Annotated in this window: 13 protein-coding genes; 3 read left to right on the top strand and 10 right to left on the bottom strand. The window is 57.0% G+C overall.

What is annotated here, in order from left to right:
* Positions 1–140: 140 nt before the first annotated feature.
* Positions 141–1,769 (top strand): MFS transporter, encoded by a 1,629-nt coding sequence (locus tag CUC55_RS10340; protein WP_103087760.1) that lies wholly within the window; start codon positions 141–143, stop codon positions 1,767–1,769.
* 10 nt (positions 1,770–1,779) lie between these two features.
* Here CUC55_RS10340 and CUC55_RS10335 read toward each other — a convergent pair whose 3' ends face one another.
* The 4 genes from CUC55_RS10335 to CUC55_RS10320 form a co-directional block, all read right to left on the bottom strand.
* Positions 1,780–3,027 carry an FtsX-like permease family protein gene (locus tag CUC55_RS10335; protein WP_103087759.1) on the bottom strand — a complete coding sequence of 416 codons (1,248 nt, stop codon included), beginning with the start codon at positions 3,025–3,027 and terminating at the stop codon, positions 1,780–1,782.
* A gap of 1 nt (position 3,028) precedes the next feature.
* On the bottom strand, positions 3,029–3,709 hold the full coding sequence (locus CUC55_RS10330) for an ABC transporter ATP-binding protein (RefSeq protein WP_103087758.1): 681 nt from the start codon (positions 3,707–3,709) through the stop codon (positions 3,029–3,031).
* 2 nt (positions 3,710–3,711) lie between these two features.
* Positions 3,712–4,158, bottom strand: a complete 447-nt coding sequence (locus tag CUC55_RS10325; RefSeq protein ID WP_245417739.1) for a hypothetical protein — start codon at positions 4,156–4,158, stop codon at positions 3,712–3,714.
* Between the two features lie 110 nt (positions 4,159–4,268).
* A complete protein-coding gene (locus tag CUC55_RS10320) occupies positions 4,269–6,026 on the bottom strand; it encodes an alkaline phosphatase (protein ID WP_103087756.1) in 1,758 nt (585 codons plus the stop codon).
* A 354-nt stretch (positions 6,027–6,380) separates the two neighbouring features.
* Between CUC55_RS10320 and dnaK the strand changes: the two genes are divergently transcribed.
* On the top strand, positions 6,381–8,285 hold the full coding sequence (dnaK, locus tag CUC55_RS10315) for a molecular chaperone DnaK (protein WP_103087755.1): 1,905 nt from the start codon (positions 6,381–6,383) through the stop codon (positions 8,283–8,285).
* Between the two features lie 85 nt (positions 8,286–8,370).
* A complete protein-coding gene (dnaJ, locus tag CUC55_RS10310) occupies positions 8,371–9,504 on the top strand; it encodes a molecular chaperone DnaJ (protein WP_067649705.1) in 1,134 nt (377 codons plus the stop codon).
* Positions 9,505–9,581: 77 nt separating this feature from the next.
* Here dnaJ and CUC55_RS10305 read toward each other — a convergent pair whose 3' ends face one another.
* The 6 genes from CUC55_RS10305 to CUC55_RS10280 all read right to left on the bottom strand — a co-directional run bounded on the left by CUC55_RS10305 (position 9,582) and on the right by CUC55_RS10280 (position 14,164).
* Entirely contained in the window at positions 9,582–10,136 is a 555-nt protein-coding gene (locus CUC55_RS10305) for a DUF924 family protein (RefSeq protein ID WP_103087754.1), read from the bottom strand.
* A gap of 10 nt (positions 10,137–10,146) precedes the next feature.
* Positions 10,147–10,359 carry a SlyX family protein gene (locus CUC55_RS10300; protein WP_067649694.1) on the bottom strand — a complete coding sequence of 71 codons (213 nt, stop codon included), beginning with the start codon at positions 10,357–10,359 and terminating at the stop codon, positions 10,147–10,149.
* Positions 10,360–10,466: 107 nt separating this feature from the next.
* Positions 10,467–11,972 (bottom strand): tripartite tricarboxylate transporter permease, encoded by a 1,506-nt coding sequence (locus CUC55_RS10295; RefSeq protein ID WP_067649691.1) that lies wholly within the window; start codon positions 11,970–11,972, stop codon positions 10,467–10,469.
* Between the two features lie 8 nt (positions 11,973–11,980).
* Positions 11,981–12,442 carry a tripartite tricarboxylate transporter TctB family protein gene (locus CUC55_RS10290; protein WP_103087753.1) on the bottom strand — a complete coding sequence of 154 codons (462 nt, stop codon included), beginning with the start codon at positions 12,440–12,442 and terminating at the stop codon, positions 11,981–11,983.
* A gap of 72 nt (positions 12,443–12,514) precedes the next feature.
* Positions 12,515–13,498: a tripartite tricarboxylate transporter substrate-binding protein gene (locus tag CUC55_RS10285; protein WP_067649686.1), complete on the bottom strand. Its 984-nt coding sequence runs from the start codon at positions 13,496–13,498 to the stop codon at positions 12,515–12,517.
* A gap of 291 nt (positions 13,499–13,789) precedes the next feature.
* Complete coding sequence (locus CUC55_RS10280; RefSeq protein ID WP_245417734.1) at positions 13,790–14,164, bottom strand: tudor domain-containing protein; 375 nt, start codon at positions 14,162–14,164, stop codon at positions 13,790–13,792.
* Between the last annotated feature and the right edge of the window lie 128 nt (positions 14,165–14,292).

Genomic DNA, 14,292 nt, shown 5'->3' with positions numbered 1-14,292 from the left:
ATTGCAAGGAAAAGCCGGAATGCGATGAAATTGGCTTTCGTCACAATTTCAGCACAGGGCAGTCGGAAACAGTAGCGTCCTCGTGATCGGCGTCTATACTGCCGCTCTGGACAAACAACAATTGCATCATTGGACTGCTCGTGCCCGATAGAAAATCTCCGCTCGCGCCATTGCGGCACCCCACTTACAGAACAATCTGGTTTGCGAGCATAGCATCGAATTTCGGCGGGCTCATTCAGGCGGTGGGTGCGGCATGGATGATGACGGCGCTGTCGTCATCGGAAANCATGATTGCGCTGGTGCAGGCGTCGACGTCATTGCCGATCATGCTGTTTNCGTTGGTTTCAGGTGCTCTCGCCGATAGTCTTGACCGCCGCCGCATCATGATTTCGGCGCAGTTTCTGATGCTGGCCGCATCGATCTTACTGACAGTATTTGCATGGGCCGAATGGCTGACGCCCTGGCTGCTGCTGTTTTTCACCTTCATGATCGGCTGCGGCACGGCGCTCAACAACCCCTCATGGCAGGCATCCGTTGGGGAATTGGTGCCGCGTGAAGACTTGCCCGCGGCGGTGACGTTGAACAGTGTGGGTTTCAACATAACCAGAAGCGTCGGCCCTGCTATCGGCGGTGTCATCGTCGCGATCTCGGGCGCTGCTGCCGCTTTTCTCGTCAACACATTCAGCTATTTTGCGCTTCTTTACGCGCTGTTCAAATGGCAGCCGCCGAAAAACACGTCCAGTTTGCCCCGCGAACATCTGTTTGCCGCCATTTCGGCCGGCATGCGCTATGTGGCGATGTCGCCGAATATCGGTAAGGTTCTCGTGCGCGGTTTCCTGTTCGGCCTGTCTGCCAGCGCCATTCTGGCACTGATGCCGCTTGTGGCACGAGATTTGGTGCAGGGTGGTCCGCTGACATACGGCATTATGCTGGGTGCTTTTGGTGTCGGTGCCATTGGCGGCGCTTTGATCAGTGCGCGTCTTCGCGAAACATTGAGCAGCGAATGGATCGTACGCGTTGCATTTTTAGGCTTTGCCTTCAGCGCGGCCGTTACGGCTGTCAGCACAAGTGCGATCCTGACCGCGCTCGTGCTGACCATTTCCGGCGCAAGCTGGGTTTNGGCGCTTTCGCTTTTCAACACGATTGTTCAACTCTCCACCCCCNGCTGGGTGGTGGGACGGGCGTTGTCTCTTTACCAGACCTTGACCTTCGGCGGCATTGCCGTAGGCAGCTGGCTCTGGGGCTCGCTTGCCGAAAATTACGGTCTGTCCTACTCGCTGCTCTGTTCGTGCCTGCTGATGCTGCTAGGTGTTCTCGTCGGCCTTAAGCTAACCATGCCAGCCTTCGCGTCACTCAATCTCGATCCGCTCAATCGGTTTGTGGAGCCGAACCTGCGGCTTGACGTCAAACCCCGAAGCGGCCCGATTGCCATTCTGGTTGATTACGAGATCGATGATAGCGATCTGCCGGAGTTCATGACGATCATGGCTGAGCGGCGGCGGATTCGGCTGCGAGATGGTGCGCAGAACTGGACATTGATGCGAGATCTGGAAAACCCGGATATCTGGACAGAAATCTACCACGTGCCGACATGGGTGGAATATGTTCGGCATAACCATCGCCGAACGCAAGCGGACGCCAAAAGCTGGGACAGTATTCTGGCCTTACATAGAGGTGCAACGCGCCCGCGCGTCCACCGCATGATAGAGCGTCAGGCCATCCCGCCGCAGGACGACATCTTTCACAAAGCGCATATCGATCCGCATTGAGGAAGGGTGCTTACCCGCGGAGCGCCTCTGCGGGGGATTGACGATAAGCTAGCCACGCTGGAAGAATTGCGAGACCGGCGGCCACCGCAAGCAGCAACGCCGCCTGTGTCAGGTCGGCCTTGGCAAACTCCACAGGCATAAGGACGCCGCTTTTCGCAACAAGCATGCCCGTGATGATTTTNGCAGCTGCAAANCCAATAGCAAAACCCAACGCGATGCCTGTGGCAAAGAGCGCGAAGAGTTCTATCCAAACGATCAGCGATATGGATGATCTGGGAGCACCGAATGCGCGCAAGGCTCCGATCTGTTTTCGCCGCTGAACGATGTGGGTTAGCGTCACGAGAATAAGGGATGCGCCCACCAGCCCCTGAGCACCGATGGCGACAACGGACAGAACCTGACGCGCGTCGCCCAAGGTGGCGTAGAGTTTCGTCAGTACCTCGCCCGGAAATACTGCAAGCGTGTTGCCCTTCCGGTATTGCTGGCGAAGCTTGTAGGCGTCGGCAATGGTTTNCGGTTTTACCAGAATGGCTGGCACGCCGGGTGTTTCTGCTGTGAAAGTCTCGTTCAGTCCGGCTTCCTCGCCTTCTTTATGGGAATGCGCGTGTCCCTCACCCTCTGCTTCATGGGCGTGGTCGTGACCATCCTCATGCGCTTCCATGCCGTGAATGTGCCAGACAGAGCTGATCGGCACCAGAATGGCGCGGTCCCATGGCGTGCCTGTGGGCTTCAGGCGACCCTGAACGTGATAGACGATCTCGGTATGGGTATGACCACCTTCTTCCGCCGTTCCATGCATCGGCTTGATTTCCGCGCCGATGGGCAGATCGACCGCAGAACCGATAACGGCGTCTTCCCCGTCGGCAAAGCCTTGCCCCTCCAAGAAGCCACCTGAGGTGTTGTCGATTAGCGACGTCGTCGTTCCGACAATTGGATAGCCGGCAAAGGAATCTCCGAAACCCACTGGCCCTGCCCATGCAACGCGCGGGTCTTTGGCCAAGGACGCCAGCGTTTCGCCACTGACCAGCGGCAGAGGTGCGGCTTGAAGGAAGACCGAGGACAAGACTAGCTGCGTTTCGCTGCCCGCCGCGCCGATGACGAGGTCGAATTTATCTGCCGCGCGCGCCGTCCCCAGGCGCAATGCACGTTCCTGCAAGGTGACAGTGACGCCGAGGGCCGTTGCCAGGGAAACCAGCAAGACGACGACCAGAGAACCGGCCCAGAGGCGCTTCAGATCGGACAGGATAAAACGGATCATATCAAAGGTTCCCGGCAATGTCGGTCATGATACGGCCATTGCCAAGTTCCAGACGGCGGTCGAGGCGCTGCGCCAACAGCCTGTCATGGGTGATGACGATGAGCGTCGTGCCTTCGGCCCGCGCCAGATCGACCAGCATGCGACCGATGGCCTCGCCATTGTCGGGGTCCAAACTTGCGGTGGGCTCATCGGCGACAATGACACCGGGCTTTCGCAGAAGCGCGCGCGCAATTGCCACGCGCTGCATCTCGCCCCGCGACATGGTGTTTATATTCTGATCGGGCCTACCTAGACCGGTTTTTTCAAGCAATTCGGCTGCACGTTTGCCATAGCCACCAGACATGGCGCGACTGAGATGAACTGGCAACAGGACGTTTTCAATCGCGGACAGGCCGGGCAGAAGATGAAACTCCTGCATGACAAGCCCGACATTTTCGCCCCGCCAGCGGTCGCGTCTGGTCTCGCTTAATCCGGCAATGTCCTGATCACCCCAGACCACCTTTCCCTCACGCACCCGTTCCAGACCGGTGATGATATTGACGAAGGTGCTTTTGCCGGAACCGGATGGGCCCGTTATCGCGACCATCTCTCCGGCTGCGACAGTCAAAGCATCGATATGCAACACGGGCGCAGCGAGCCNGGCGTAGGAGACGGTGAGACCGGAGATGGTTAGAGACAGCATGTTCAAGACACCGAATATTGAGCATCTCTGATGCGCACGAGGCTAACGAAACCCGTCTCCGGGTCGGTCCATGAACCGTGCTCCAAAGTTCCGGTCACTTCGATCGTCGTGCTGGGCTGCACGAAGGTCTGTTTTNCCGAGAGGTAGACGACGACGATATTATCCGGCCAGTCGGAATCCGACGAACAGAACGGACAAAGCGCCATCGGGATTTCTGTCAGCACAAAGAATGCAGCTTCGGCTTTCAGGGGCGGAGCCATGAAGCCCTTCATGCGGATTTCCCTGCCGCTCAATTGCTTCAGTTTATCGGAATACTCCAGACCCAACACGCCGATCTTGCCATACATCTCATCGAAGGTCAGCGGCGACGGCGCTGCAAATGACTGCCGTGCGCTGAGTGAAAACACAGCTAGGCTGGCGAGTTGAAGCGACTGTCTGCGTGTGAGCATGCGGGAACGGTGCGCCATGACGATCTCCGATTCGACCTGTCCGGGTTCTTCTAAACGATGCAATCCGGCCCGCTGTTTGCGAGCCGGATCACGATCAGTCAGTGCAGTGTTTACTGCGTCTGCTTTGTGCCGAGGGCGAAGGTATCGGCCAGCACGCGGTACACGTCGCTCTGTTCCATGTAGCCCTTGAACTCTTCTGAGCCTGGGCCTGTGGACTGAAGAACGATATCATCAACGGCGTGAACGCCGCTATCACCGTCCTTTGGAATGTTACCCTGCACGAAAACGGCGCCGGGTACGTTCTTGTAGGCTTCGTTGGCGATGTATTCCTTCTTCTCGTTCTGGATGGCCGGAACGAAAGGACCGTCCATCTTGGGACGGAATGTTTCGTAATGGTCAGGACCATTATTGGCGTTCAGGAACAGGCGGCGGGTAACATCGACACGGTCAGGATAACCGTCGCCATCCTTGTCTTCGTAGTTCGGAAAGCCGGCTTCGGCGTAGGTACCGACCTTGGCGCGCATTTCATCGCCCGGCTTTTCGTCATCGACGGTGCCGATGATGGAGACGCCATGGGTGTGGTCGCCGGTGACGACGATCAGCGTATCCGGGTTCTTCGCCGCGAATTCGCGGGCAACGCCGACGGCCTTGTCGAACTCGATGGTTTCGATGACGGCGCGATCCCAGTCCAGCGGATGGGACATTTTATCGATGTTGGCAGCTTCGACCATCAGGAAAANGCCGTCCTGATTTTTCGACAGTTCACCGAGGGCCGCCTTGGTCATATCGACCAGACCGGGCTGATTTGGAAACTTGTCGACCGTGCCCTTCTTAAGGAAGTTGCGGTCGAGCAGCGTATCCATGTTGCTGGTGTGAAACAGGCCAAGGAGCTTTCCGGTGTTTGAACCTTCAGCTTTTTCAAGCTCGCTCTTGTCGGTGGCCAGCGTGTAACCGGCCTCCTTGAAAAGCTTGATATAGTCCTTGTCATCCTTGCGCTTGGAACCGGGAGTGTCCTTACCCAGGAAGTACGCCGAACCACCGCCCAGAACTACGTCTGGCTTGACGTCGAACATCATGCCTGTGATCTCGGCCTTGTCGGCGCGCTTGCGGGTATGGGAAACGACAGCGGCTGGCGTCGCATCCTGCAATTCGGACGTCGTGACGATGCCGATCGACTTTTTCGTCTGGCGGCGAAGGGCTTCAGCCAGCGTTTCGACCTTCGGGTCGTCAAGGCTAGAAGGTGTGCGGTCACCATAGACGCCAAGCGCGTTCACGGCGGTCTTGTGACCCGTCATGTAAGCCGACATGGTGTTGGCACTGTCGGTAGCGACAGCTTCTGTCGACGATGTGCCGATGAACGCCATATGGTCCATCTCGTCCATGTTGAGGCGGCCGTTCGCCTTACCTTCGGTCATGCCCTTGGACACGATGCGGGCAGCCGTACGGTGCGCAACGGAAAGGCCGTCACCCAACAGGAAGATAACGTTCTTAGCTTTTGGTGCTTCACCGGTGCCGTAAACAGTCCATGTGACGTTTTTCGTCTCGGCGCCAGCAGAAACCTCAACTTTGTAATCGCCAGCCTGTGAAATCTTCAGCCCGCGCAATGTGACGGCAGAACCGAGGACCTTGTCTTCTTTGCCCTTTTCTTCCGCTGTGAATATGACGTCGGAACCGAAGACCGTCTTGTAATCCTGGCCATTGACGGTGATCTTGACGTCCTCAGGCTTTACGACGCTCTTGAACTCTACCTTGAAATCAAANGGGGAGCCGGTGAGAATCGTCGCACGATCAAGGGGATAAACGGTCGCAGCGTGTGCTGTACCGGCAAGAATGGTGGTGGCAACGAATGCAGCATAAAGTTTGCGCATGATAACCTCTATGGCGTTATGTTTTATGGAAATGCTTCCCGCCTATAGGCATCACGCATGACAGAGACATGACGATTAACGCGAATCTGTTGGACTCATGCAACCTGGTTGTCTGGCGATCTTGGGGCATACGGAGTGGCTGTGACGCCCCGTATGTTTTTNCTGAAGCTGCATTTCTTGATTTTTGCAGCGATGGACACATCTATCTGCCTTGCAGCGGGAAAAATCGCTCCTTATATACCCCCNAGAACAGCATTGAAGAATGCTGCACAAACACGAAGACCATCCAAGTCAAGGAGTTGTCAGTGGAATGCCTCACGGGGTTCCGACAGCTCGCTTCAAGGAGAGAAGAAAATGGCAAAAGTAATCGGTATCGACCTTGGCACGACCAACTCCTGCGTCGCAGTGATGGACGGCAAGGATATTAAAGTTATTGAAAACGCCGAAGGCGCGCGCACGACCCCGTCCATGGTTGCGTTCAGCGATGATGGCGAGCGTCTGGTCGGTCAGCCTGCGAAGCGTCAGGCTGTTACCAACCCTACCAACACATTGTTTGCCGTAAAGCGCCTTATCGGTCGCCGTTACGAAGACCCGACTGTCGGCAAGGACAAGGCTCTTGTTCCGTTCGAGATCGTCAAGGGTGACAATGGCGATGCCTGGGTTCAGGCGCAGGGCAAGGGTTATTCCCCTTCGCAGATTTCCGCCATGATCCTTCAGAAGATGAAGGAAACGGCTGAATCCTACCTCGGCGAAAAGGTCGAGAAGGCCGTTATCACGGTTCCCGCCTACTTCAACGACGCACAGCGCCAAGCCACCAAGGATGCTGGCCGCATTGCTGGTCTTGAGGTTCTGCGCATCATCAACGAGCCGACGGCTGCTGCTTTGGCATATGGCCTCGACAAGAAGGAAGGCAAGACGATTGCCGTGTACGACTTGGGCGGCGGCACCTTTGATATTTCCGTTCTGGAAATCGGCGATGGCGTTTTTGAAGTGAAGTCCACCAATGGCGATACGTTCCTTGGCGGTGAAGACTTCGACATGCGTCTGGTCGAGTATCTGGCTGGTGAATTCAAGAAGGACCAGGGCATTGACCTCAAGGGCGACAAGCTTGCGCTTCAGCGTCTGAAGGAAGCCGCTGAAAAGGCGAAGATCGAACTGTCGTCGTCGCAGCAGACCGAAATCAATCTCCCGTTCATCACCGCAGATGCAACCGGTCCAAAGCACCTGACACTGAAGCTGACTCGAGCCAAGTTCGAAAGCCTTGTGGACGATCTGGTTCAGCGTACGGTTGCACCGTGCAAGGCTGCGCTCAAGGATGCTGGCCTCACCGCAGCCGAGATCGAAGAAGTCGTTCTCGTCGGTGGTATGAGCCGCATGCCGAAGGTCCAGGAAATCGTCAAGCAGCTGTTCGGCAAGGAGCCACATAAGGGTGTGAACCCGGATGAAGTTGTTGCCATGGGTGCCGCCATTCAGGCTGGCGTTCTGCAGGGTGACGTAAAGGACGTTCTGCTTCTCGACGTAACGCCTCTGTCGCTCGGCATCGAAACACTGGGTGGCGTGTTCACACGTCTGATCGACCGTAACACGACGATCCCGACGAAAAAGAGCCAGACCTTCTCTACCGCCGAAGACAGCCAGTCTGCCGTGACCATTCGCGTCAGCCAGGGTGAGCGCGAAATGGCTGCCGACAACAAGTCGCTCGGCCAGTTCGACCTCGTTGGCCTGCCGCCGGCACCCCGCGGCGTTCCGCAAATCGAAGTTACTTTCGATATCGACGCCAACGGCATCGTGCAGGTTTCCGCTAAGGACAAGGGCACTGGCAAGGAGCAGCAGATCCGCATCCAGGCATCTGGTGGTCTGTCTGACGCCGACATCGAAANGATGGTGAAGGATGCCGAGGCCAACGCCGAAACCGACAAGAAGCGTCGCGCCGGTGTAGAGGCCAAGAACCAGGCCGAAAGCCTTATCCACTCCACCGAGAAGTCGGTGAAGGAATATGGCGACAAGGTTTCTGAGACGGACCGCAAGGCTATCGAGGATGCCATTGCCGCACTGAAGACCTCGGTTGAAGCGGCTGAGCCGGATGCTGACGATATTCAGGCGAAGACGCAGACCCTCATGGAAGTGTCCATGAAACTGGGTCAGGCCATCTACGAAGCCCAGCAGGCTGAGAGTGGCGAAGGCGCCGCTCAGGGCGGCAAGGACGATATCGTCGATGCCGACTATGAAGAAATCAAGGACGACAAGAAGTCCGCATAAGCGTGGCTTTTGAACTCCAATTGATGCTTGACTGAAATCCGGCTGCCTTGTGCAGCCGGAAATCCATTTCCGGGGCTTGTAGTTAATGGCGAAAGCAGACTTTTACGAAACACTTGGCGTTGGCAGAACAGCTGACGAAAAAGAGCTGAAAAGCGCCTTCCGCAAACTTGCGATGAAGTATCATCCAGACAAGAATCCTGGTGACGCCGAGTCTGAAAAGAAATTCAAAGAACTCAACGAAGCCTATGAGACACTGAAAGACCCGCAGAAGCGGGCCGCCTATGATCGTTTCGGTCACGCAGCCTTCGAGCAGGGCGGCATGGGCAATGCAGGCGGCGGTTTTGGCGGTGGTGCCGGCGGTGGTTTCTCCGACATTTTCGAAGACATCTTTGGTGAGATGATGGGTGGCGGACGTGCACGTCGCTCCACCGGCGGACGCGAACGCGGTGCCGACCTTCGCTACAACATGGAAATATCGCTGGAAGAAGCCTTCGCGGGCAAGACAGCGCAAATTCGTGTGCCGACGTCCATAACCTGTGATGTTTGCACTGGTTCCGGCGCCAAGCCCGGCACGCAGCCCAAAACCTGCGGCACTTGCCAGGGCTCAGGCCGCGTACGCGCTGCGCAAGGGTTTTTCTCCGTGGAGCGCACCTGCCCCACCTGTCACGGTCGTGGCCAGACGATTACCGACCCATGCACGAAGTGCAACGGTCAGGGCCGTATTACGGAAGAGCGCTCGCTGTCGGTCAATATTCCCTCGGGTATCGAAGACGGCACACGCATTCGCCTTCAGGGCGAAGGCGAGGCGGGTATGCGTGGTGGTCCCTCGGGCGACCTCTACATTTTCCTGTCTGTGCGACCGCATGAGTTCTTCCAACGCGATGGTGCCGATCTTTATTGCGCGGTGCCGATCTCCATGACGACGGCGGCGCTCGGTGGTACGTTCGATGTCACGACGCTGGACGGAACTAAATCCCGTGTGACGGTGCCGGAAGGCACACAGGCGGGTAAGCAATTCCGTTTGAAGGCTAAGGGCATGCCNGTGTTGCGTTCCGCGCAGCAGGGTGATCTCTATATTCAGATCCAGATCGAAACGCCGCAGAAACTGACGAAGCGTCAGCGAGAATTGTTGCAGGAATTCGAGGAACTGTCGTCCAAGGAAAACAACCCTGAATCCACCGGCTTCTTCGCCCGGATGAAGGAATTCTTCGACGGCTGATCCATCTCCTTGACGCTTAAGACAAAGCCGCGCTTCGGCAGAATGCGCGGCTTTTCTATGCCGAAGCCCCAACCGGATCAGCCGGCAAACCCACCCTTTYCCAAAAAGAGTTTTTCTTCATCTGTGCTGTCGCGCAACAGGATTTCGTTGCGATGTGGGAAACGTCCGAAGCGTTCGATGATGTCGCGATGTTCAATCGCGAAAGGCAGGTAGCGCTCGCCCAGTGGTTCGCAGAGTTTGCAGCATAGGTGCTGATCCCCCAGGTCTTCCGAATGCATCAGAGGCAGATAGAAGAAAATGCGAAGCTCTGGATCGATCGTACGGTCATGGCCGCGCCGCAGGGCCTCCTGGGTATATTGGCGGGCAAGCGGGTCGGTCGCATACATGTGCGCCGTGCCCNTGAAGCAATTGCGTGGAAACTGGTCCAGCAGCAACAGCAACGCCAGACTGCTTTCCGCGCCGTCGAACCACGTTTTCAGTTCGCATCTTGCGGCTGCGAAATGCAAATCCCTGAAACGATCATGGAACGTCGCGTCGAAATGCGCGTCTTTGTCGAACCACTTTTCGGGTCCGGCATCTTTCCAGAAGCTCAAGACATCTGAAGCCGATGGAGCGGGGTGGACAACACTCATAGCGCGCTCCTCAATAATGCGGCGGCTTGGTTATGGCAGGTGCTTCGAGCGATTGCTCCTCGAGGTTCAGGAACCGGTCGGTCAATCGATCCAGCTTGGCGCGGGTCTGCTCAACGACTTTCCATTGTTCCGTCAGCTGATCGGACAGCTCTTCGATGGTTTTNGCCTGATGCGCCACGGTTTCTTCGAGCGCAATGATACGGTTTTCGCTGTTGTCGGCCATAGGCATCTCCTGTCAATGCCCTGCTTTGCCAGCTTTGCATCTCACAGACAAGACAAAGGCCGGACATGATGCCCGGCCTTTGAAGCTTTCCCTATCGTCGCGGCGGATCAATCTTCTTCCTGGAAGACTTCTTCGCGCTTCTTCTTGACGCTTGGCAGGAAGACGACGACGAGAACGGCGATGGCGATCAGCAACAGGGTTGCGCTTATGGGGCGGGTGACGAAGGTCGTCGCATCGCCACGCGAGAGGATCATCGCACGCCGAAGGTTTTCTTCCAGCAACGGCCCCAGCACGAAGCCCAGCAGAAGCGGTGCCGGTTCGCACCGCATTTTAACGAGCGCATAGCCGATGAGCCCGAAGAAGGCGACGGCATAGAGATCGTAGACGTTGGAATTGACGCTGTAGACCCCGATGGCGCAGAACGCCATGATGATGGGGAACAGCACGTAGTAAGGAATGGTCAGCAGCTTCACCCACAACCCGATCAGCGGCAGGTTGAGGATGACAAGCATCAGGTTGCCGATCCACATGGACGCGATGATGCCCCAGAACAGCGCAGGCTGCTCGGTGGCGACATTGGGTCCGGGAACGATGCCCTGAATGATCATGGCGCCAATCATAAGTGCCATGACGGGGTTGGCGGGAATGCCGAGCGTGAGCAGCGGAATGAACGAGGTCTGCGCACCGGCATTGTTCGCTGACTCAGGGCCGGCCACACCGGCAATAGCGCCGTGGCCGAACTCTTCCGGGTGTTTGGACACACGCTTTTCGACTGTGTAGGAGGCAAAAGCCGCAAGAATGGCACCACCACCCGGCAGGATACCCAGTGCCGAGCCGATGGCCGTGCCGCGCAGAACCGGGCCCACCATCTGCTTGAACTCTTCCTTGCTTGGCAAGAGGCCACTGACCTTTGCCATCAAGACGGAGCGGGTCTTTTCGCTTTCGAGGTTGCGCAGAATTTCGGCAATACCGAAGACACCGACGGCAACCGCCACGAAGTTCAGGCCATCGGCATATTCGCGGATGCCGAGGGTAAAGCGCGGCGTGCCGCTATAGATATCCGTGCCGACAAGGCCGAGCAGCAGGCCGAGAACCACCATGGCCAGCGCCTTGATGATGGAGCCATGGGCAAGTGCAATGGAGGAGACAAGGCCAACGACCATCAGCGAAAAATATTCGGCGGCACCGAAATTCAGCGCGATGGCCGTGAGTGGTGGTGCGAAGATCGCGACCAGAAAGGTCGACACCGTACCCGCGAAGAATGAGCCAATGGCTGCGACCGAAAGCGCCACGCCCGCCTTGCCCTTGCGCGCCATCTGGTAGCCATCAATAGCGGTGACGGCAGACGAGGACTCGCCCGGCATGTTGATGAGGATCGCGGTGGTCGAGCCGCCATATTGCGCACCGTAATAGATACCGGCGAGCATGATGAGGGATGACACCGGCTCCAGCTGGAATGTGATGGGCAGCAGCATGGCAATGGTCGCCGTGGCACCGATGCCCGGCAACACGCCGATCAATGTTCCCAGAATGACGCCGATAAAGCAGAAGAACAGGTTGTCGAGAGAGGTTGCGGTGGAAAANCCAAGCGCGAGATTATTGAACAGTTCCATCATGCACCTCAGAAATTGAGCCAGGGGCCGAAGCGCTGGAAGGGCAGACCAAGACCGTAGTCGAAGACTGCGACGGAAANGATGGTGATGCCAACCGACAGGATGAGCGCCATCAACGGTGTCATCTTCTGCGATGCAAAGGATGCGATCAGCGCGCTGATGAACAGGGCAGGCACGAAGCCGAGGCCGCGCACCGTCATGCCGAAGATGATCGGCGCTGGCAGAATGAGGAAGATGCCACGCCAGGCAATAGGCCCCAGCGGTTCGCCCTGAAACTTGCCCGCCCGTACGAGAATGAGTGTGCCAAGCCCCACGAGAATGAGCGCCAGCACCAGCGGGAAATATCCCGGACCCATGCGAAACGCCGTTCCCAGCTCAAGGCCGTAGGATTGCCAGGCAAAGAAAATGCCGAGCACCATGAAGAAGCCGCCGCAAGCCGCCTCCGTTGCGTCGAAAGATAATGATTTCATTTGTTTGTTACCCCGCTGACGAGTGAAANCCGGTGGCCCGTGAGGCCACCGGTTGATTGCTTGAGAGCAGGCCTAGTCGGCGTACTGGCCAGCGGCCTCGATGACCGTCTTCCAGCGTGTGATTTCGCTTTCAAGCTTTGCCTTCAGCGCCGCAGGCGTGCCTTCTTCCGCCGAAGACGGCGTGGTGCCGAGCTCGGCGAAGCGGGCTGCGACATTCGGGTCTTTCAGTGCGACCTGAAGTGACTTGGAAAGGCGCTCATTGACATCGGCAGGTGTGCCCTTTGGCGTGTAGACGCCATGCCAGACGCCCACTTCGAAGTTCGGCAGACCGGCTTCAGCTGAGGTCGGCACGTTTGGCAGCACGTCCAGACGCTTCGGCGTGGTAACGGCGTAGGCTTTGACCGTGCCGCCCTGGATCTGCTTGGTGGTGTTGGTCGTCTGGTCGCACATGATATCGACCTGACCGCCGAGAAGATCGGTCATGGCAGGGCCGGTGCCCTTGTAAGGCACTGTCACGAGCGGTGTCTGTATGGCGCTCATGAACAGCATGCCGCAGAGATGCGAGGCGGCGCCGATGCCGGCATTGGCAACAGTGACCTTGTCCTTGTTGGCCTTCGCATATTCGATGAGGCCCTTGAGGTCTGTGGTTTCAAGCGTCTTGCGCGACAAAATGGTCATCGGCACTTCGGTGACGAGGCCGACATAGTCGAAGGCTTCGAGCGTGTTATAGGCCAGCTTGCGGTAAAGCGTGGCGCTGGTGGCCATGCCGATATGGTGGAGTAGAACGGTGTAGCCATCCGGATCAGCGGCTGCGACACGGCCAGCACCGAGCGTGCCACCAGCACCGCCGACATTTTCCACGATAATCTGCTGCCCAAGATCCTTGGACATGGATTCGGCAACGAGGCGGGCAACGGTATCCGTCGGGCCGCCTGCGGCAAAGGGAACGACCATGGTGATGTTGCGCTGCGGATAGGTTTGCGCAGCAGCGGACAAAGCAAACAGCGATACGGCAGCGGCAGCCACGGCACCTGTGACGGTCTTGAGAATTTTCATCTTTTCCTCCCGATGAAATATAGCCTCATCGACCGGCGCACTCCTATTGCGGTCGGTCGGGGTGAGGCTATTTGCAATCGGTATCGGGCGCGAAGCAATGCTTTCAAGAGGAACCCAAGAACAAATTGGGGTTCTGCCACCCATAATGGGTGGATTTCGAAACACTTGCCACTGCCGATGGGTGAAAATCCACCCATCCAANTATCGGGTGCAGTTTTTNACGACTCCCAATCGAGACGCCCGCCGCGATGAGACGGCGGGCTTCAGGACAATTGCATGTAAATCGAGAGTTTACTTTGAGCGGCAACGACCGGTCTTGGTCGTTTCTTTATCGCCATCGTCATAGGCAATGCCGATCTTCTCACCCGCCAGCGACGCGATCTTGCCGGAATACCAGCTTCCCGCACCCTTGTAGTTGCATTCAACCTTGGTACCAATCATCCAGTCATAAGGACGGACCGCATTGATTGCGACAGTTTCCCGGTCACCGTCATCGTAGCGAATGGTGATCTTGTCGCCAGCAAGTTTCTCAACCACGCCAGGAAACCAGTAGCCTGCGCCCTTGTAGTTTCCAAGAACCCAATCACCCTTTGTTTGGGCGCTGGCAGAACCTGCACCCAATGCAATCAAAACTGCAGCAATTACAATAGAACCAAACTTAAGCAAATCCATATCCCCCAAATCAGACCGTAATTGGACTGAGTGGAGATAGGAATATACAATGCGAATGAATACTGAATGAACTGTTTNGTATTTNAGAAATTTTAATGTGTAGTTGTGCAATGCACTTGTAA

It is taken from the genome of Agrobacterium bohemicum (assembly GCF_002896715.1).
In the GTDB taxonomy this organism is placed as follows: domain Bacteria; phylum Pseudomonadota; class Alphaproteobacteria; order Rhizobiales; family Rhizobiaceae; genus Agrobacterium; species Agrobacterium bohemicum.
This window is presented reverse-complemented; position numbering and strand designations above follow the sequence as displayed.